Here is an 18,854-nt window from a genome sequence, read left to right as displayed (position 1 = left end):
TTGCTGTAGGGCCGTAATCCGGACAGCGAATCTCCTCCACGATAACCGGCAAAGAGCTTGCGGAGAGCGGGGGTTGACAAGATTCCCGGGGCCCCGGACTGGGGCAATGGCACTCTGGCACATGCCAGAAGCACGCCCCAGTCGAGGGGTCGGGCGTTCCGCCTGTTCACAGGCCGTAGTCAGAGCACTGCGCTGAGGAACTCCCGTGTCCGGTCCAGCTCCGGGTCGCTGAAGATCTTCTCCGGGGAACCGGACTCGATGATCCGGCCCTGGTCGAACATCAGCACCTGGTCGGAGATGTCCCGGGCGAAATTCATCTCGTGGGTCACACAGAGCATCGTGATGTCCGTGGAGCGGGCGATGTCCCTGAGGACGTCGAGGACTCCCGCGACCAGCTCGGGGTCGAGCGCGGAGGTCACCTCGTCCAGGAGCAGCACCTGCGGGCGCATCGCCAGGGCCCGGGCGATCGCCACCCGCTGCTGCTGACCGCCGGACAGCTGCGCGGGGTGCGCGTCGCACTTGTCGGACAGGCCCACCATGTCCAGCAGGCCCTTGGCGCGCTCCACGGCCTCGTCCTTGGACATGCCGAGGACGGTGACCGGCGCCTCGGTGATGTTCCGCAGCACCGTCATGTTCGGGAACAGGTTGAACTGCTGGAACACCATCCCGATCTTCTTACGGACCTCCCGGACCTCCTTGTCGGAGGCCGGGAACAGCTGCTGCCCGTCGACCGTGATCGTGCCCTCGTCGGGCTTGAGGAGGGTCATCAGCAGCCGCAGGATCGTGGTCTTGCCGGATCCGGACGGCCCGATCAGGGTGACGTGCTTGCCGGCGTCGACCGAGAAGTCCAGGTGGTCCAGGACGGTGTTGTCCCCGAACCGCTTGGTGACCTGCTCCAGCCGGATCAGCTCGCCGGTGTTCGCGGCGGGGTTCTTCTCGGGATTGGGGAGAGTGTCAGTGGGCAAGGCGTCGCTCCAGGGCTCGCAGGGCAAGGGAGGCCATGTAGGAAATGACGATGAAGGCCACGCCGATCACCGTCAGCGGCTCGGTGAACTGGAAGTGCTCCTGCGAGAACAGGCGCGCGTGGCCGAGCATCTCCAGGACGGTGATCGCCATCAGCATCGGCGTGTCCTTGAGCATCGCGATCACGTAGTTGCCGAGCGCGGGGATCACCCGGCGCACCGCCTGCGGCAGGATCACCGCGGACCACGTCCGCCGCAGCGGCAGGTTCAGCGCCGTCGCCGCCTCCCACTGGCCGACCGGCACGGCCTCGATACCGGCACGGTAGACCTGCATCGTGTACGTCGAGTAGTGCAGCCCGATCGCGAAGACACCGGTGGTCAGCGCCGAGAAGGTCAGGCCCCACTCGGGCAGCACGTAGAAGAGGAAGAACAGCTGCACCAGCAGCGGGGTGTTGCGGACGAACTCCGTGACCGCTCCGACGGGCCAGGTCACCCACCGCGAGGGCACCCGCATCAGCAGCGCCCACACCAGGCCCAGCACGAACGAGATCAGCGAGCCGAACAGCAGGATCTGGAGGGTGACCACCAGGCCCTTCCAGAAGTCCGGCATGAAGTCGGAGACAGCGCTCCAGTCCCAGTTCATCAGACGGCACCCCCCACGTTGGTCGTCTCAGGGCGCTTCAGCTCGAGGTCGGGCTTGCGTTCCGGCGTCTTTCCGACTCCCGCCTTGAGCTTCTTCTCCAGCCCGCGCATGACCCGGGTGAGCAGGAAGGCGATCACGAAGTAGATGAGCAGGATGTATGTGTAGATCTCCGCGCTCTCCTGCAGCGCGAGGCGCACCAGGTTGCCGCTGAACGCCAGGTCGCCCATGCCCATGATCGACACCAGTGCGGTGCCCTTGAGCAGCTCGATGAGCAGGTTGGAGAACGGCGGGATCATCTCCGGCACCGCCTGCGGCAGCAGGATCAGCCGCATCCGCTGCCAGGGCGTGAAGCTGAGCGCGATCCCGCCCTCCTTCTGCGCCGGGTCGACCGCGCTCAGCGCGCCGCGCACGATCTCCGAGCCGTACGCCCCGTAGGTCAGGCCGAGCGCGAGCGTGCCCGCCCACAGCGGCACCAGCTGCCAGCCGAAGGCCGGGGGCAGCACGAAGAACACCCAGAAGATCATCACCAGGGCCGAGGTCCCGCGGAACACCTCGGTGTAGAAGCCCGCCAGGAAGCGGACGATCCACAGCCGGTGGGTGCGCGCGACGCCGACCACGAAGGACACCGCGGCGGCCAGCAGCGTGCTGCAGACGAGCAGCTGGATCGTGACCCAGATGCCCTTGAGTACGAGTTCCCAGAGTCCCGAGGTCATCCGCCGCACAGCTCCTTCGCGGTCAGATCCGTCATCTCGGCCTTGGTGAAACCGAAAGGCTGGAGGATGCGGAACAGCTCGCCGCTCTTCTTGAGCTTGCGCAGCTCGACGTTGAAGGCGTCCCGCAGGTTCGTCTCGGTCGGCCGGAACGCGAAGGCGCCCCCGTCGACGTGCGGCTTGCCGTCCACGAGCGGCGCGAACGGCTTGGTCGCCTCCGCCTTGGCGGACTTCTTCACCACCTCACGGGCGGTGAGCGCCGTACCCGCGAACACGTCCACGCGTCCCGCCTCGACGGCGTTCAGGCCCGCGACCTGGTCCGGGACGATGAGGATGTCGCTCTCCTCGTACCCCGCCTCGACGGCGTACTGGATCTCGGCGTAGCCGGTCCCGGTGGCGAACTTCGCCTTCTTCGCGACGACGTCCTTGTAGCTGTGCAGCCCCTTAGGGTTGCCCTTGCGCACGATGAAGGCGTCGAGCATCTGGTAGTCGGGGTCGGAGAAGATGACCTGCTCGCAGCGCTCGGGGTTGACGTACATCCCGGCGGCCACGACGTCGAACTGCTGGGAGTTCAGGCCCGGGATGAGCGAGCCGAACTCGGTCGGCACCGGCTGCACCCGGTCGACGCCGAGCCGCTTGAAGATCACCTTGGCCAGTTCCGGTGCCTCACCGGTGAGTTCGCCGTTCTTGTCGATGAAACCGAACGGGATCTCGCCGGCGATGCCGAGGCGGACGACGCCCGCCGCCCGGAGCCGGCCGAGCAGGTCACCGCCCTTGACGTCCGACGCGGTGGCGACCCTGCTGCATCCGGCGGCGCCCAGCGCGCCGAGCGCCGCGACCCCCGCGAGCAGCGACCGGCGGGTGGGCCCGGATACGGCCTGGGATATGGGTTCGTAACCTCTGAGTGGGCTTCTCTGTGGTGGAGCCATGGGCGCGCGGCTACCCGACCGAACCCGAGTTATGCCGATCTTTTCAAGCCCCGCACTCTCGCCGTGCGCTCTTGACCGCAGCGCCGGTGGGCACTCCCATGGAGGGCATGGCTGATCGCTACATCGAAGTCTCGCTGGTCAAGCGCGACGTGACCTGCACGGCCCGGCTGCTGGACGATCGCGCGCCGATCACCTGCGCGGCTGTCTGGGATTCGCTTCCCCTGGTCAGTGACGTCTACCACGCAAAGTACGCACGCAACGAGATCTACGCCCTTTTCCCGCCTTTCGCCGAAACCGAGCCACCCCTGGAGAACCCGACAGTCACCCCCATTCCGGGCGATCTGTGTTATTTCACCTTCGCGGGGGCGGAGTTGGGGACCAAGTCCTACGGCTACGACGGCGAGGTCCGCGCCGGGACCACCCTCGTCGACCTGGCCCTGTTCTACGAGCGCAACAACCTGCTGCTGAACGGCGATGTCGGCTGGGTCCCCGGCATCGTCTGGGGCCAGGTCGTCGACGGCCTGGAGAACATGGCCGAGGCGTGCAACGACCTGTGGAGGTCGGGAGCGGCGGGGGAGTCGCTCAGCTTCCGGAGGGCGTAGGCCGGCCGGCGGAGGCCACCCCGGCCTCGTACAGCGCGTGGGCCGCCCGCAGCACCAGATCGTCCCGGTGCCGGGCGGCCACGAGCTGGAGCCCGATCGGCAGACCGTCCGCGTCGGCACCGACCGGCACGCTCGCCGCGGGCTGCTGCGTCATGTTGAACGGGTAGGTGAACGGGGTCCAGCCCGTCCACCGCCGATGGCCGGATCCCTTCGGCACCTCGGCGCCCGCCTCGAACGCCGTGATCGGCAGGGTCGGCGTGACGAGCAGGTCGTAGGTGTCGTGGAAGCGGCCCATCCGGCGGCCCAGGTCCATCCGGACGTCCACCGCGGCCAGATAGTCCAGCGCCGAGTAGCGGGCGCCCCGCGCGCAGATCTCCCGCAGGCCCGGGTCCAGCGACTCCCGCTGGTGCGGGCCCAGATGCTGGGTCACCCGGGCGGCCCCGCTGAACCACAGGGTGTGGAAGGCCTCCACCGGGTCGGTGAGGTCCGGGTCGGCCTCCGTGACGTACGCGCCGAGCTCCGCCAGCCGCTCCACCGCCTGCCGCACCGCCCTCGCGACCGCCGGCTGCACCGCCACCTGCCCGCCCAGCGATGGCGAGTAGGCCACCCGCAGCCCGCGCACCCCGCCCGCCGATGCGTCCGTGTACGGACCGGGCGGGGCCGTGAGCGCCGACCAGTCGCGGGAGTCCGGGTGGCCGATGACGTCCATCAGCAGCGCCGCGTCCGCCGCGTCGCGGGTCATCGGCCCGACGTGCGCCAGCGTGCCGAACGCGCTCGCCGGGTAGAGCGGCACCCGCCCGTACGTCGGCTTCAGCGCGAAGATCCCGCAGAACGACGCCGGGATCCGGACACTGCCGCCGCCGTCCGTGCCCAGCGACAGCGGTCCGGCGCCGAGCGCCACGGCCGCCGCGCTGCCGCCGCTCGACCCGCCCGCGGTGCGCGAGGGGTCGCACGGGTTGCGCGTCACACCGCTGAGCGGGGAGTCCGTCACGCCCTTCCAGCCGAACTCGGGGGTCGTGGTCTTGCCGATGAGGACCGCCCCGTGCTCCCGTAGCCGGGCCACGGACGGCGCGTCCTCGTCCCACCGCCCCGCCGGATCCACGGCCTTCGACCCGCGCAGGGTCGGCGCCCCGCGCTGGAGCAGGATGTCCTTGACGGTCACCGGCACCCCGTCCAGCAGCCCGCGTGGCTCACCGCGCCGCCATCGCTCCTGCGACTCCCGGGCCTGCTCCAGTGCGTCCTCGGCGGTCAGCCGGACGAAGGCGTTCACCTCCGGCTGGATCGCCTCGGCCCGCTCCAGCGCCGCTCGGGTCGCCTCCACAGGGCCCCACTCGCCCTTGCGGTACCCGTCGAGGAGCCGTACGGCGGTCAGGTCGGTGAGCTCGGTCATCCACCCTCCAAGGAACGTCAGTGACCCGGTACGTACCCACGCTGCTTGTCGACCACGTTCTTCAGCGGCTCCCCGCTCGCCCAGGTTTCGTAGAGCTCCACGAACTGGGCGCCGAGTTCGTCCCGCCAGCCGACGACGTCGCCGCTCATGTGCGGGGACACGATCAGGCCCGGGGCCTGCCACAACGGGCTCTCGGCGGGCAGGGGTTCGGCTTCGAAGACGTCCAGGGCGGCGCCCGCGATCCAGTGCTTCGCCAGCGCCTCGGCGAGCGCGTCCTCGACGACCAGCTGCCCGCGGCCGATGTTGACGAACCGGGCGGACGGCTGCATCAGGCCGAAGCGGCGGGCGTCGAACATGCCCTGCGTCTCGTCCGTGAGCGGCGCGGCCGCGACCACCCAGTCGGCGCGGGCCAGCAGCCGGTCCAGGTCCTCCGGGCCGTGCACACCGGAGCGCGCGGCCCGGCCCACGAGCGCGGTCGTGATGTCCAGCGCCCCCAGCGTGCGGGCGATCGCCCGGCCGATCGGCCCCGAGCCGACCACCACGGCCCGGCTCCCGGCGACCTTGTGCGACTCGCGGTGCCGCCAGGTCCGCTCCCGCTGAAGTTCCAGCGTCCTCGGCAGATCCTTGGCCATCGCCAGTACGAGCGCGGCGACGTACTCGGCGATCGGCTGGTCGAAGATGCCGCGTGCGTTCGTCACCACCGTGTCGGAAGCGGCGAGTTCCGGGCACATCAGATGGTCCACACCGGCGCTCGCGGTGTGCACCCAGCGTGGCCGCGGACCCTCGCCGGGCCACGCGTCGCGCACGGCGCGCGAGGTGAAGTCCCACACCAGGAGTACGTCCGCACGCGGGAGGAGTTCGGCGAGACCCGCCGCGTCGGTGTGTTCGACGCGGGCGCGGCCGGTGAGGCGGCCGAGGCGGGGGAGAGGTTCGGCGTCCAGGACGAGCAGGGTGGGGGTGGGCATGAGCAGCCGTTTCTCCAGCCGGTCGGCGGGGCCGGCCGGCCCCGGGGGGCCGGTCGGTGACGACGAGTTAACCCGGTGTTGACCAAGGAGTGATCCGGGCGGATTGACCACGCTCGCACCCGAACCTACCGTCGTCAACACGGGCGTTCCCACGATCCGTTGCACACTAGTTGCCCAGCGTGAGGCCGGTGCCTGCCATGGACGTCTCATTTCTCGGCGGGCCCAGCCCGCAGCGCGGGGTCGGCGTCGTCGCCCCCTTCGACTTCGCACTCGACCGCGAGCTGTGGCGCTGGGTGCCGGACGAGGTCTCGCTCCATATGACCCGGACACCGTTCGTGCCGGTCGAGGTGAGTCTCGACCTGGCACGCCTGGTCAGCGAGCACGAGACGCTGAGCGAGGCGGTCCGCACGCTCAACGCGATCGCCCCCGAGGTCGTGGCCTACGCCTGCACCTCGGGCAGCTTCGTCGGCGGCATGATGGGCGAGCGGGCGATGTGCGAGGCGATGAGCCGGGCCGGTGCCGTACCGGCGATCACCACCTCCGGCGCGCTGCTGGAGGCCCTGGTGGAGCTGGACGTACGGCGGGTGGCGCTGGTGACGCCGTACACGGTCTCGGTGACGCAGTCGCTGGAGGCCTACGTCGCCCAGGCCGGCGTCACGATCTCCGGCTGCGCCTTCATGGGGCTGACCCGGCACATCTGGAAGGTCCCCTACCGGGAGGTGGTGGACATGGCGCGGCAGGCCGTCCGCGGCGACGCCGACGCGCTGTTCATCAGCTGCACCAACCTGCCCACGTACGACGTGATCCCCCAGCTGGAGGCCGAGCTGCGCATCCCGGTGATCTCGGCCAACCAAGTGACGATGTGGGCGGCACTGCGCCGACTGGGTACCCGTGCGGTGGGGCCGTATCAAGCGCTGATCAATCCGGCGGCGCGTTCCGGTCCCGTACTGCCGGGGGCGGACCCCGGTCCCGTAGTGCCGGAAGAAGAGCAGCAGCAGGAAGGCTGGACATGACAGCACTGGGATTTCTCTACCCGGGCCACTCCGCCGAGGACGACTATCCGCGCATCGAGCAGTTGCTGGGCAGCGACATCCGGGTGGAGCTGGTGCACACCGACATCGGTGAGGACGCGCACCGGGTGGACGCGCTGCTCGAGATGGGCTCGGCCGGGCGGCTCGCGGCGGGCGTCCAGGAGCTGCGGCACGCCGGGGCGGATGCCGTGGTGTGGGCCTGCACGAGCGGCAGCTTCGTCTACGGCTGGGACGGCGCGCAGGAGCAGGTCCGCGCCCTGGCCCAGACGGCCGGCATGCCGGCGTCGTCCACGTCCTTCGCGTTCGTGCACGCGGTGCGGGAGGTGGGGGCGCGCAGGGTCGCGATCGGTGCGACGTACCCGGAGGATGTGGCGCAGCTCTTCGCGGAGTTCCTCCGTGCGGCCGGTGTGGAGGTGGTGTCGGTCAACAGCTCCGGCATCATCACGGCCGCAGAGGTCGGCACGTGGGGTGAGGCGGAACTCCTCGCCCTGGCCCAGAACTCCGACCACCCCGACGCCGAAGCCCTTCTCCTTCCCGACACGGCCCTCCACACGGCGGCCCACATCCCGGCCCTGGAGAAGGAGCTCGGCAAGCCGGTCCTCACCGCCAACCAGGTCACGGTCTGGGAGTGCCTGCGCCTGGCGGACCGGCGGGTGAACGCGCCGGAGCTGGGAGCGCTGTTCACGAGGGAGCCGATCGTCCAGGCATGAGGCGAGGGCCCTGTCCGCCGCCGCCCGCGGCAACTGCCGCGGGCGGCGAGCCAGGACGGACCGGGGCTGGGGACATCGGCAACGCGGACCGCGCCGACCGGCCCTCGATGCCCGCGAAGGCTCCTTCCATGTGGGCCGGAATCGGTCCCACCTCTTCATCGGTGCAGAGAGGGAGAAACGCGGGCGTAGTGACCCGCGAGAGGTGAGGAACCCTCAACTCTGCCGTATCGCACGACATTTCGGTTGACCGAAAGCGCGTTCCCCTTCGTGTGTTCCTTCCGTGCACACTGGCCACGTTCGCAGCCACCCGTGCCCTGTGACCCCATGAAGGACGGTCCCCGATGGCCGAACCGGACCTGCTCGGATCCGAGGCAAGCGCTGTCCGTGCCGTCGGGCGCCTCCTGTGCCGGAGCCTGGCCGCAGCCATGATCACCGCCGCCGTCGACGCCGTCCTGGATCCGCAGGCCCGCTGGTGGGCCGCGGTCTGGTCGCTGCCGTGGTGGATCTTCGGTGCGACCGTCCTCGCGTGGGGCGTCCTCCGGGTCCGCGAGAAGGCCGCCCGCCGCCCTCCGCGCGACACCGTGCGCAGTGACTGGGAGCAGGCCGCCTGACCCTCCCGCCCCACCCGCCGGGAATAACCGGAGACAGTCCCCTGTTAGAGCCGGAACGACAGCACACGGCCCACAGCAGGAGGCACCCCACCGTGGCGGCAGACGAGATACGCGGCGCAGCGCAGGGCGGCGCCCCCGTCCCCCTCTCCGTACTGGACCTGGTCACCGTAGGGGCCGGCCGCACCGCCTCCGACGCCCTGCGCACCAGCGTCGACCTGGCCCGCCTCGCGGAGAACCGCGGCTTCCACCGGTACTGGGTCGCCGAGCACCACTCCATGCCGGGCGTGGCCTCCTCGTCCCCGGCCGTGATCCTGGCCCACCTCGCCGCCCACACCGACCGCATCCGGCTCGGCTCGGGCGGTGTGATGCTGCCCAACCACGCCCCGCTCGTGATCGCCGAGCAGTTCGGGACGCTGGAGGCGATGGCTCCGGGCCGGATCGACCTCGGCCTCGGCCGTGCCCCCGGCACGGACGGCGCCACGGCCGCCGCCCTGCGCCGCACGGACCGGCTCAACGAGGGCGCCGACGACTTCCCGCAGCAGCTCGCCGAGCTGACCCGGTTCCTCGACGACGACTTCCCCGACGGGCACCCGTACCGCCGCATCCACGCCGTCCCCGGACCGGTACAGGCCACGTCCCCCGGCGGCGTCCAGTCCCCGCACCGCCCGCCGCTCTGGCTGCTCGGCTCCTCCGGCTTCAGCGCCCGCCTCGCCGGTGTCCTCGGGCTGCCCTTCGCCTTCGCCCACCACTTCTCGGCGCAGAACACCGTCCCGGCCCTGGACCTGTACCGGGAGTCCTTCCAGCCGTCCGCCGTGCTCGACGAGCCGTACGCCCTCATCGGCGTCTCCGCGCTCGCCGCCGACGAGGAGCGGGAGGCCCGTCGGCAGGTGCTGGCCGCCGCCCTCGGCATGGTCCGGCTGCGCACCGGGCGCCCCGGCCTGGTGCCCAGCCCGGAGGAGGCGGAGGCCTACGAGTTCAGCCCCATGGAGCGCGACTTCGTCGACTCCTGGAACGCCAACGTCATCCACGGCACGCCGGACGAGGTTCGCTCCGGCCTGGACGACCTCGCCAAGCGCACCGGCGCCGACGAGCTGATGATCACGGCCAACGCGCACGGCGGAGACGTCCGCGTGCGCTCCTACGAACTCATCGCCGACGCCTACGGCTTGCCGACGCCCGCCTCCGCCTGAACGTCCGGCGTGCCCAGCAGCTCGGAGATACGATCCGGCGGCACCGGACGGGAGTAGAGCCAGCCCTGTCCGGTGTCGCAGCCGATGCTCCGCAGCCGGGTCGCCTGGGCGGAGGTCTCCACGCACTCGGCCGTGACGGTCAGGCCGAGCCGGTGCGCGAGCTGGATCATCGCCTCGACGACGACCTCGTCGGCCGGATTCGCGCGGGCGGCCGCCTCCCGGTCGTCGTACTGGAAGCCCCGCACGAAGGACCCGTCCAGCTTCAGCACCGACACGGGCAGCCGGCTCAGGTACGCGAGGTTCGAGTAGCCGGTGCCGAAGTCGTCGATGGCGATGCGCACGCCCATGTCGCTGAGCGCCTTGAGGGCCTGGAGCGGGCGGCCCGCCGAGCCCATCACCGCCGACTCCGTCAGCTCCAGCTGGAGCAGGTGCGGTGCGAGGCCCGTCTCGGCCAGGGTCTCCGCCACGTCCGCCACCAGGTCCGAGTCCCAGACCTGGCGCACCGCCACGTTCACGCTGACGAAGATCGGCGGCTCGTCCGGATGGTCCAGCTGCCACCGGCGGGCCTGCCGGCAGGCCGTACGGAGCACCCAGCGGCCCAGCGGGACGATCGAACCGTCCTCCTCGGCAAGTCCGATGAACCGATTCGGCGTCAGTACGCCGAACTGAGGATGCTTCCAGCGGATGAGCGCCTCGACCCCGTGCAGCCGGTCGTCCTCCATGCCGACCAGCGGCTGGTACTCCAGCCGGAACTCGCCCCGTTCGATGGCCGGCCGGAGCGTGGAGGCGAGGGCCTGGCGGGTCATGCGGTGGGCGTTGCGCTCCGGGTCGAACAGGGTCCAGCGGGCCTTGCCGTCGGTCTTCGCCCAGTACAGCGTGGTGTCCGCCGCCTGCATCAGCGCCGTGGGGGTGGTGCCTGCCGCGTGCCGCTCGACGACGCCGATCGACGCCGAGACCGACAGCCGCTGGCCGGAGATGTCGAACGGGTCCTGGACCGCCCGCAGCGCCGACTCGGCCAGTTCGGCCAGCTGTTCGGTGCCGGTGGAGTCCTCGACCAGCAGTGCGAACTCGTCCCCGCCGAGCCGGGCCACCAGCGGGATGCTGGTCCGTGAGTGGCCGGCCTCGTCCGCGCAGTGCTTCAGGCGCTCGGCGACGGCGGCCAGCAGCCGGTCGCCGACGCGGTGGCCGAGGGTGTCGTTGATGGCCTTGAAGCCGTCCAGGTCCAGGTAGCACAGCCCGATCCGGCCCGTGCCGCTCTGCTCGTACGACTCCGCCTCCAGCGCGGCCGACAGCCGCTCGAAGAACAGCGTGCGGTTGGGCAGCCGGGTCACCGGGTCGTGCATCTGCAAGTGCCGTAGCCGGGCCTGGAGTTCCCGGCGGGCGCTGATGTCGGCGACGGACAGCAGCACGCCGCTGTCCTCGGCGGGCAGCGGGGCGACCGTCACCTGCACCCACAGCGAGTGCCCGTCGGGGCGCTTGAGCCGGCGCGTGCAGCGCAGCCGGGACTGCCGTCCGCGCAGCACCTCGCGGTAGGCGTGCCAGGTGCGGGCGTCGGAGGTGAGGTCGACCAGGTCGGCGGCGACGGACCCGGCGAGCCCGTCCGGGCTGCCGCCGAGCAGCGCGGCGAGCGCGTCGTTGGCGCTGACGACCGTGCCCTCGCGGTCCACGACGGCCATGGCGAGCGGGGCGGCCGTGAACACGGAGCGGTAGGGCGGCCGGGACGGCGGCTCGGTACGGGGAGACGTGTCGATCTCACTCTCTGTGACGACCGGCAGGTCCAGGTCTGCCGCGGGCGCCGGCCCTTCGGAGGTTCCGCTCACCGCTCGCTCCCGCATGTATTCGATCTCTGTCCGTGCAGGAAAGGTCAGGAAAGTGTGCCGATCATAGAGGCTGGCCCCAGGGCCTTCCAGCCGGTGTCCAGTCTCCCCGGCCAACCGGCCCTTCTGCCAGATCGTTTCTGCACGCACCTGGACGGCTTCTTCAGGCCCCCGACCAGTTGTGACGTTCTGTGAGTACTTCGGGGGTGTCGGCTTCCGCGATTTTTCGTCCCCTTCACCCGACCGGTGCAGGCAAACAGGACGTGGTACGACAAATCATCACAGGCTGGGTGCGGTGTCCCGCGAACCGTACCCGGAGGTGCCCGTGCCGCGTCCGTTTCCGCGCGCCCGACTGCGCAGCACCGCGGCCGTGTTCACCACCATGTCGGCGCTCGCCGCCACCTCCCTCGGCGCCGGCCCCTCGGCCGCCGAGCCCGACTCGGCCGCGCCCTGCGCCCTGACCCGGACCGACGCCCACCACTCGGAGGGCCTGGACACCTGGAACGCCGCCTACCCGCGCCCGGCCCGGTCTCTGGACGCGGTCATGGTCTTCCTGTCGTTCCCGGACTCCCACCCGCTGACCACACCGCAGGAACTGACCGCCGACCACTTCCCGGCCACCACCCGCTTCTTCGAACGCGCTTCCTACGGCCGTTTCACCCTGCGCCCGCACGCGCTGCCGCACTGGATCCAGATGCCGAAGCCGTCCACCGCGTACGACATACAGCGCGACTGGAGCCCCACACGCCGGGCCGCCTACCTGCGCGACGCCCTCTCCGTGGCCGACCCCCGGGTCGACTTCTCGCGCTACGACGTCGTGTACTTCGTCGCCGACCCGGAGGCGCCCGGCGTGGACTCCGACGCGACCAAGGTGGTGAACCTGGCGAGCCCGCTGCGGGCCGACGGCACCGACCTGCGCCGGATCGTCACGGTGTTCGAGCAGCACCCGCCGGACCGTCTCGTCCTCGCCCACGAAACCGGGCACGTGTTCGACCTGCCCGACCTGTACCACCGGCCCACGGACGGCAAGGGCGACTGGGACACGCATGTCGGCGACTGGGATCTGATGGGCAGCCAGTTCGGACTCGCCCCCGACCTCTTCGCCTGGCACAAGTGGAAGCTGGGCTGGCTGGATCCGCGGCAGGTGCGGTGCGTGCAGGACGCCGGGCCCGCCCGGCTGACCCTGGAGCCGCTGGCGGCGGGTCCGGGGGTGCCGACGACGGGGGCCGCGGGGGCGCCGGCCTTCGGTCTCGGGCGGGGTACCAAGCTCGCGGTGGTGCGGACGGGACCCGACAGCGTGCTCGCCTTCGAGGTGCGGGTGCCGGTGGGCAACGACGTGGCCGCCTGCCGGCAGGGGGTGCTCGTGTACCGGGTGCGGGGCGGGGCGCAGTCCGGGGCCGGGCCCATCGAGGTGATCGACGCCCACCCGCGCACCGACGCGTGCTGGGAGGACTCCGTCTACCCGCCCCTCGCGGACGCGCCGATCGGCATCGGGGAGAGCTTCACGGTGCCGGGGGAGGAGGTGCGGGTGGAGGTGGAGGGGCGTACGACTTCGGGGGCGTGGACGGTGAAGATCGCGGTGGGGCGATGACGGGTTCTGGGGCATGCGAAAGGCCCCTCGCTCCAGCGAGGGGCCTTTCACCGTCTGTGCGCCGCCAGGGACTCGAACCCCGGACCCGCTGATTAAGAGTCAGCTGCTCTAACCAACTGAGCTAGCGGCGCCTGCTGACGTCGTAGACCTTAGCACCCTGGTCGGCGGGAGGAAAAATCGAAATCCGCACCGCCGAGCGGGCCGCCCGGACGGCCGCCCAGAGCAGTACCTCGGGGCCGGGAAGCCAGGGCTGACGGGTGTCGGGGGCGACGAGCCAGCGGGAGGCGGGGCGAGCGGGTGAGGTGCTCTCCGTCGGTGCCGGGACGGTCACCGCGTCGCCGGTGCCGTGGCACAGCAGCGGCGGGACGGCGTGCGCACGGTGGGCCTCCCGGCTGTCGCGCGCGCCCCACTCCTCCCACTCCAGCAGCGCGGGGAGGCGCTGAGCCGTCCCCGGGGCGGCGAACAGCAGCATCCGGCCCCGGAACTCCGCGACCGGCCCCGAGCCGGGGCCGTCGTCCCACAGCCGGTCGAGCATCCGCCGGCCGAACATCGCGGGAGCGCTGACCACGTCGAAGACCGAGCCGCAGGGCAGTACGACCGGTGCGCCCGGACGCTCCTCCCAGAGGGCGCGGGTGCTTCGCGGATACGTTCCTGCCGAGGCGAGCCAGGCGGCCCCGTCCGGGGTGACATCGGAGGCGTTCCATGCGCTGCTCATGGCATCCAGATCTACCCGCCGTGAGCAGTCGGTTTCCGAGGGTTGCGGGAAATCGGGACAGGAGGGGGTGGGAGGGAGTATCTTGCCCGCCTGGCATATGCCAGGTGATCGGGAAGGGCCCGTGTCAGGCGGTGTCGCCGGGGCCTCGGCCCTCGGCGTCGCCCCGCATCAGATCCCGCCCGAACTCGACCATCTTCTTGGCGTAGTCCTCGGTCCACTCGGCCCGCTCGGCGATCTCCGCGGTCGTCAGCCGGTCGAACCGCCGCGGATCGGCCAGCTGCGCCGCCGCCATCGCCTGGAACTCCACCGCCCGGTCCGCCGCGGCCCGGAACGCCAGCGTCAGCTCCGTCGCCCGGGCCAGCAGCGCCCGGGGGTCGTCGATCGACTCGAGGTCGAAGAAGTGCTCAGGGTCGGAGGCCGCCTCCGCAGGCTCGAAGAGCAGGGGCGCGGGGCGTAGCCGCGGTTCGTTCCGACGCGGCGTGGGCTCCGCCATGTCTTCTCCTCCTCGTACGTCGCGCTGACCCTCCCGGTGGAGTGGGCCACCGTCCATTGTCTCGCGGGCGCGCAAGTGGGCATCGCGGTAGTGGGTACGGCTGTCCCACCACCCGGCGTTCGTCAGGGCTTCCCGGAGCACCGTGTTCCGGCCAGTTCCTCCGAGAGAACCCCCGCGAACGCCACGCACCCCGGGTCATGACCGTCCCGCGGATGAGCGGGTCACACTCCCGCGTGGCCACTGCGGGAGAGCTCTCGGCTCCAGTGGGTCATGGCCTGTTCCGCTCGGGGGAGGGCCCGGTGGCTGGACGACTGCGTGCGGAGGGCGTCGACCAGGGCGGACAGCAGGGCCGCGGCCTGGCCGGGGTATCCGGCGGCACCGGTCATCACGGCGTGGTTGTGGCGGGCGTCGATGCTGAAGTCGTCGAGCGGGCCCAGGGCCTCGGTCGCGTCCCGGGCCAGGTCGGCCAGCACCTGCACCAGTTGCGGCAGCCTCGCCGGGTCGGGCACGAGGTTGCCGGGTGACGGCTCGGTGAGATTCTTGAGCCGCTGGGCGAAGACGCCTCGGGCGCGCAGTCCCGCCGGGGTCCGCTGGGTGCCGTAAGCCGGGTTGACCGCCAGCGCGATGTGGCCCGAGCCGCCGACGGTCTGCTGGTGGGGCGCGGGGTATCCGGTGGGGATGATCGCTGCCTGCGGTGCCGGGGTGGTCGGCAGGACCACCGCCAGCCGGTCGTAGAGGGCGGAGAGTCCGAGATGGCGGGGCCCGTCGGGTATGCCCTCCTCGAGGATCCTGAGCAGTTCCCCGGTGAAGCCGGTACGTGTTCCCTCGGGCGGGAACAGGGCCTTCAGGGTGGGACCGCACGCGGTGAGCAGGTGGATGCCGTGGCCGTCCGGGCCGAGGGCGCGGCCGGAGAAGCAGCAGTCGAGGATCGCGACCTTGTGTCTCGCCGACGACTCCCGCATCAGGCTGGCGACTTCGGTGAACGGCAGGGCCGGGCTCGGGTCGCCCCCGCCGCCGTCCTGGCTGGAGGGGGTGAGGGCCAGGCAGAGACGGTCGTTCCGGCCGAGCAGTCCGTGGCCGCAGTAGGAGAAGAGCAGCAGGTCGACGTCCGGTTCCCGGACCATACGACGCAGGGGGTCCAGCACCTGGCGTGTGTCGGCGGGGTCCAGGACCATCGTGGTCCGGCGCGTGTCGAACACCCCCTGGTCGCCCGTGAGGGCGGCCCCGAGGGCTCGGGTCGCGCTCACGGCCTGGGGTATGCAGGACAGGGAGCTGGGGCGGACGTGCCGACCGGTGCCGACGAGCAGCGCGTACGCGGCGGCGGGGGCGGGGCGCCAGACGGCCCAGGTCATCCGTCCCCTCCGGGTGGTGCGACGACGAACCCGGACAGTTGGGCCATGACCTCGGGCAGTTGGGCCTCGTCGTCGACCGCGCCGCTGACCCGGGTGCCGTCGGGCCGCACCACCTCGAACTCGATCCGCCGGTAGGTCGGCTGCCGTTGCTGCAGCCAGAGGAAGAAGGCGTTGGTGACCGCGGCGATCACCGCGGCGGAGGCGTTGATGATGTCCACGGCGACGGCGACGTCGCCCTGCTCGCCGGGGGCGGGCGGCTGGGTGCGCAGACTCGCCATGCCGCTCAGCTGGTCCGTGACGTTGATCCACTCCGCCAGGTCCCGGTTCAGGGCGTCGACTTGGGCCTGCAATCCCGGGAAGGAGAAGGTCAGAGCGTTCTCCGGCGGCTGGGACGCGGGTGTTTCGGGCATGTCCAGTGGCTCCTGTTCGTCGGTCGGATCGCTGCGGGACCGGGGTTCGGCGGTCAGACGCCGGAGCCGAAGTCGGTCCAGCCGGCGTCGGTGCTGCCGGCGGGTGCTCCGTGGCTGGGCATGTGCGTCACGCCTGGCCGCAGCGCGAAGAGTTCGGGCTCGCCGGGCTCCTCGTGGGGCAGGCGGAAGACGGCGGCCGCCTCGTCGGCGTCCACGAGGTCGGCGAGGGCCGTCACCGTTCCCGGATCGCTCAGCCACAGTTGCCCCACGGACGGATTCCGCAGGAACGCGGGAACCTCCTGCCAGTAGGCCTCCGGCTGCCAGTCCCGGTTGACGCCCAGCAGGTTGCCGCAGGCCACCTGGTGTTCCTCCCAACCCGTCGGGCGGACGACGACCGCTCCGGAGCTCGCCGGCGCCACGGTGTGGCTGATGAGACCGGTCAGGACGTCGGACACCGGGGCTTCGCCCTCGACGGCGACCGAGACGCGCGCCCGGTGCAGCCGCCCGGTGTAGCGCCGCGAGGCCTCGTCGTACAGACCGTGCGCCTCCTTCGCGAAGGGGTCGCCCGGCACGGGACCCCCGTACATCGGGTCGGGCTGTCCCGGCGCGGCGAGGGTCCCGAACACCTGCGCTCTCATCGTCAGGCCCTCGGTGAGGCCGGGCGGAGCGGAGCACGGTTCGAGGCACACACTGACCACGGTCCGCCGCGGCTCCGCGGCCAGTTGGGTCCACACCCGGTCCCAGGAAGGCTCACGGGCGTCGAACCGGGAGACCGCCGTCGCGATCCGCTCCGCGCCCCAGAGGCGGGTCAGGGTCCGGCAGGTGATGCGCTTGCGGATCTCGGCGATCGCGCCCCACCCCGGTACGAACGGAGCGAGCAGACGCGCGATCTCCGCGGTGTCCTCGATCCGGGTCGCCGTCACGTGCGCCGGGAACCGCGCCAGGGCGGGAAGCGCGTCCCGCGCGGCCCGGACCGCGGCTGCCGGGTCGGCGCCGTACAACTGGGCGATGACGACGGTTTCGATGCGTCCGCTCACCGGGTCGCTGATGAACCGCAGATCCCAGCGGGCAGTGGTGCGATCCGTCCAGAGTGCCGCGAGCCAGGTCCGCTCGGCGGCGACCCGGTCGGCTCTGCGCCGGGCTTCGGAGAACTCCGGGTAGAGGCCGCCGGGCAGCGGCACGGTGCTCAGCGAGAAGGCGACGTAGGCCCAGCTCTCCCCACTGGGGGCACCGTGCAGCAGAATGCCCTGCGCGTCCTCCGGAGCGGCTTCGGCCATCTGCTCTTCCCTTCCTGGTCCCACCGGGCTTCCCGGTCCCGCCGGGCTCCCTGGTTCCGCCGGGCTTCCCGGTCCCGCCGGGCTCCCTGGTTCCACCGGGCTTCCCGGTCCCGCCGGGCTCCCTGGTTCCACCGGGCTTCCCGGTCCCGCCGGGCTCCCTGGTTCCACCGGACTTCCCGGCCCCGCCAGGCCCGTCGGTCCTCCCGGGCCCTCCCGTTCCCTCCATGACCGGCCGCCGGCTCGCACCGCGTGTGGCGGTGCGAGCCGGCGAACCGGGGTGCGTCACGCCCCGGGGTGCGCACCGCCCGCCGGGGGGCCGCCCGTCGGCGGACCCGCCGGCGGGGCGCCCGCGGGCGGGCCCCAGGCGGGCGTGGGGCTGAGGCCCGGCGTCGGCGCGGACCTCGCGTGGTCGGCCTGCACCGGCGGCAGTCCCTGGGGGAAGCCGAAGCTGACGGGCACCACGACCTGGTCCACCGCCGTGGCCAGTCCCTCCCGGCACGCCGCGTGCACCGCCTCGCGCATGGCCCTCACGCCCTCGGTCCGCATCATGATCCGCTCAGGGCTCAGGCGGCCCATGATGGACGCGATCAGGTCGGACACGAACCCGCCGATCAGGGCGTACCCGCGGCGCGAGCGCCACATCTGCCACCCCAGGTAGAGGCTCGTACCGTACGAGAACACCGAGACGTAGACCTGGCACTGGCCCTCCGAGAGCACCAGGCGGTTGCGGACCTGGTCCCGGCCCAGTCCGGCCGCGATGACCCGCTCAGCGCGGTCGACGGGGATGTGACGACGATCGAGCGTGCCCCTGATGGAGACGTACGCCGAGTCGAGGGATCCGCTCCGGTCCGCCAGCAGAACCCGCCATTCGGCGATCGGTTCGACCAGGCGCATCCCGAGCAGAGTCACCCAGAAGGCGATGCCCGAGGCGATGTACGCCAGCCCGGCCATGACGGCGAACCCCTCGCCGCTGCCTCCGACGAGGAGGATCAGCCCGAAGAAGACGAGCGGCAGGAACGCCAGGAACGAGGCGAGGAGGGCGTAGACGAACAGCTGGAGCAGCTGCCGCCAGCTGACCGAGTCGTCGAGGGAGGTCTCGACCGGCTTGTGCTTCAGGTTCTTGTCGAGATACGCGGCGTTGGCGTCACCGCCTCTCCATCCCGGCAGGCTGGTGTATCCGTTGTCGTTCATGTGTCCCCCTAGGCGGTGCCGGATCCGTGGTGGCAAGAATTACCCACCGTAGACGGGTGGTCACACGCCTTGGAAGGTCTCGAAACCGCGACAACCCAACTCCGCGGAACGAGTGCGGTCTTGAGCGGGCAGCGACTAAGACGGTGTCCTATGTGGTGATCGCTCGTTGGGCCCTGTATGGGGCGGGGTACGTGGAGTTGGATTGTTCCGGACGGGCTGTGGGAGATCGCGAAGCCGCTGATCCCACAGTCGAAAGTGCGGCCGC

The 18,854-nt window shown here is 71.4% G+C and carries 19 protein-coding genes, 1 tRNA gene and 1 pseudogene; 7 read left to right on the top strand and 14 right to left on the bottom strand.

From position 1 onward, the window contains the following. Positions 1-179: 179 nt before the first annotated feature. The 4 genes from ehuA to ehuB are packed head-to-tail and all read right to left on the bottom strand — an operon-like array spanning position 180 to position 3,244. Entirely contained in the window at positions 180-965 is a 786-nt protein-coding gene (gene ehuA / locus G3I77_RS26360; RefSeq protein ID WP_248507733.1) for an ectoine/hydroxyectoine ABC transporter ATP-binding protein EhuA, read from the bottom strand. Then, on the bottom strand, positions 955-1,605 hold the full coding sequence (gene ehuD / locus G3I77_RS26355) for an ectoine/hydroxyectoine ABC transporter permease subunit EhuD (protein ID WP_248507730.1): 651 nt from the start codon (positions 1,603-1,605) through the stop codon (positions 955-957). The genes ehuA and ehuD overlap by 11 nt, the downstream gene beginning before the upstream one ends. Beyond that, positions 1,605-2,318, bottom strand: a complete 714-nt coding sequence (gene ehuC, locus G3I77_RS26350) for an ectoine/hydroxyectoine ABC transporter permease subunit EhuC (protein ID WP_248507728.1) — start codon at positions 2,316-2,318, stop codon at positions 1,605-1,607. The genes ehuD and ehuC overlap by 1 nt, the downstream gene beginning before the upstream one ends. Next, positions 2,315-3,244: an ectoine/hydroxyectoine ABC transporter substrate-binding protein EhuB gene (ehuB, locus tag G3I77_RS26345; RefSeq protein WP_248507725.1), complete on the bottom strand. Its 930-nt coding sequence runs from the start codon at positions 3,242-3,244 to the stop codon at positions 2,315-2,317. Before ehuB ends, ehuC begins: the two co-directional genes overlap by 4 nt. Positions 3,245-3,351: 107 nt before the next feature. On the opposite strand from ehuB, the gene G3I77_RS26340 reads away from it, so the two are divergent. Continuing rightward, the gene (locus G3I77_RS26340) at positions 3,352-3,846 is read left to right on the top strand and encodes a DUF3830 family protein (protein ID WP_248507723.1); all 495 of its coding nucleotides are present in this window, start codon (positions 3,352-3,354) and stop codon (positions 3,844-3,846) included. On the opposite strand, the gene G3I77_RS26335 is transcribed toward G3I77_RS26340, so the two are convergent. Next, positions 3,827-5,236, bottom strand: a complete 1,410-nt coding sequence (locus G3I77_RS26335) for an amidase (RefSeq protein WP_248507721.1) — start codon at positions 5,234-5,236, stop codon at positions 3,827-3,829. The two genes, G3I77_RS26340 and G3I77_RS26335, sit on opposite strands and share 20 nt — an antisense overlap. Positions 5,237-5,253: 17 nt before the next feature. After that, positions 5,254-6,201, bottom strand: a complete 948-nt coding sequence (locus G3I77_RS26330) for a D-2-hydroxyacid dehydrogenase (RefSeq protein WP_248507719.1) — start codon at positions 6,199-6,201, stop codon at positions 5,254-5,256. Between the two features lie 197 nt (positions 6,202-6,398). Here G3I77_RS26330 and G3I77_RS26325 point away from each other — a divergent pair, with 197 nt between their 5' ends. The 4 genes from G3I77_RS26325 (at position 6,399) to G3I77_RS26310 (ending at position 9,743) form a co-directional block, all read left to right on the top strand. Next, the gene (locus G3I77_RS26325; protein WP_248507717.1) at positions 6,399-7,214 is read left to right on the top strand and encodes an aspartate/glutamate racemase family protein; all 816 of its coding nucleotides are present in this window, start codon (positions 6,399-6,401) and stop codon (positions 7,212-7,214) included. After that, on the top strand, positions 7,211-7,942 hold the full coding sequence (locus G3I77_RS26320) for an aspartate/glutamate racemase family protein (protein ID WP_248507715.1): 732 nt from the start codon (positions 7,211-7,213) through the stop codon (positions 7,940-7,942). The genes G3I77_RS26325 and G3I77_RS26320 overlap by 4 nt, the downstream gene beginning before the upstream one ends. Positions 7,943-8,283: 341 nt before the next feature. After that, positions 8,284-8,553: a hypothetical protein gene (locus tag G3I77_RS26315; RefSeq protein WP_248507712.1), complete on the top strand. Its 270-nt coding sequence runs from the start codon at positions 8,284-8,286 to the stop codon at positions 8,551-8,553. Positions 8,554-8,645: 92 nt separating this feature from the next. Further along, positions 8,646-9,743, top strand: coding sequence for an LLM class flavin-dependent oxidoreductase (locus G3I77_RS26310; RefSeq protein ID WP_248507710.1), 1,098 nt, complete (start codon positions 8,646-8,648; stop codon positions 9,741-9,743). Here the strand turns inward: G3I77_RS26310 and G3I77_RS26305 are convergent. Next, complete coding sequence (locus tag G3I77_RS26305) at positions 9,713-11,578, bottom strand: bifunctional diguanylate cyclase/phosphodiesterase (protein ID WP_248507709.1); 1,866 nt, start codon at positions 11,576-11,578, stop codon at positions 9,713-9,715. The genes G3I77_RS26310 and G3I77_RS26305 overlap by 31 nt on opposite strands. A 307-nt stretch (positions 11,579-11,885) precedes the next feature. Between G3I77_RS26305 and G3I77_RS26300 the strand changes: the two genes are divergently transcribed. Beyond that, entirely contained in the window at positions 11,886-13,151 is a 1,266-nt protein-coding gene (locus tag G3I77_RS26300) for a M6 family metalloprotease domain-containing protein (RefSeq protein WP_248507947.1), read from the top strand. 57 nt (positions 13,152-13,208) lie between these two features. On the opposite strand, the gene G3I77_RS26295 is transcribed toward G3I77_RS26300, so the two are convergent. The 7 genes from G3I77_RS26295 to G3I77_RS26265 form a co-directional block, all read right to left on the bottom strand. After that, positions 13,209-13,282: transfer RNA gene (locus tag G3I77_RS26295), tRNA-Lys, on the bottom strand. Next, positions 13,273-13,866: a bifunctional DNA primase/polymerase gene (locus tag G3I77_RS26290; protein WP_248507708.1), complete on the bottom strand. Its 594-nt coding sequence runs from the start codon at positions 13,864-13,866 to the stop codon at positions 13,273-13,275. The genes G3I77_RS26295 and G3I77_RS26290 overlap by 10 nt, the downstream gene beginning before the upstream one ends. A gap of 124 nt (positions 13,867-13,990) precedes the next feature. After that, complete coding sequence (locus G3I77_RS26285) at positions 13,991-14,359, bottom strand: hypothetical protein (RefSeq protein ID WP_248507707.1); 369 nt, start codon at positions 14,357-14,359, stop codon at positions 13,991-13,993. A 221-nt stretch (positions 14,360-14,580) separates the two neighbouring features. Next, positions 14,581-15,711 (bottom strand): hypothetical protein, encoded by a 1,131-nt coding sequence (locus G3I77_RS26280; protein WP_248507706.1) that lies wholly within the window; start codon positions 15,709-15,711, stop codon positions 14,581-14,583. Beyond that, positions 15,708-16,121: a hypothetical protein gene (locus G3I77_RS26275; protein WP_248507705.1), complete on the bottom strand. Its 414-nt coding sequence runs from the start codon at positions 16,119-16,121 to the stop codon at positions 15,708-15,710. The genes G3I77_RS26280 and G3I77_RS26275 overlap by 4 nt, the downstream gene beginning before the upstream one ends. A gap of 53 nt (positions 16,122-16,174) precedes the next feature. Further along, positions 16,175-17,398 (bottom strand): hypothetical protein, encoded by a 1,224-nt coding sequence (locus tag G3I77_RS26270; RefSeq protein WP_248507961.1) that lies wholly within the window; start codon positions 17,396-17,398, stop codon positions 16,175-16,177. A gap of 282 nt (positions 17,399-17,680) precedes the next feature. After that, the gene (locus tag G3I77_RS26265) at positions 17,681-18,589 is read right to left on the bottom strand and encodes a hypothetical protein (RefSeq protein ID WP_248507704.1); all 909 of its coding nucleotides are present in this window, start codon (positions 18,587-18,589) and stop codon (positions 17,681-17,683) included. Between the two features lie 177 nt (positions 18,590-18,766). On the opposite strand from G3I77_RS26265, the pseudogene G3I77_RS26260 reads away from it, so the two are divergent. Then, positions 18,767-18,854: pseudogene (locus G3I77_RS26260) on the top strand (IS5/IS1182 family transposase); the annotation flags it as partial.

It is taken from the genome of Streptomyces sp. D2-8 (assembly GCF_023184515.1).
GTDB lineage: Bacteria > Actinomycetota > Actinomycetes > Streptomycetales > Streptomycetaceae > Streptomyces.
This window is presented reverse-complemented; position numbering and strand designations above follow the sequence as displayed.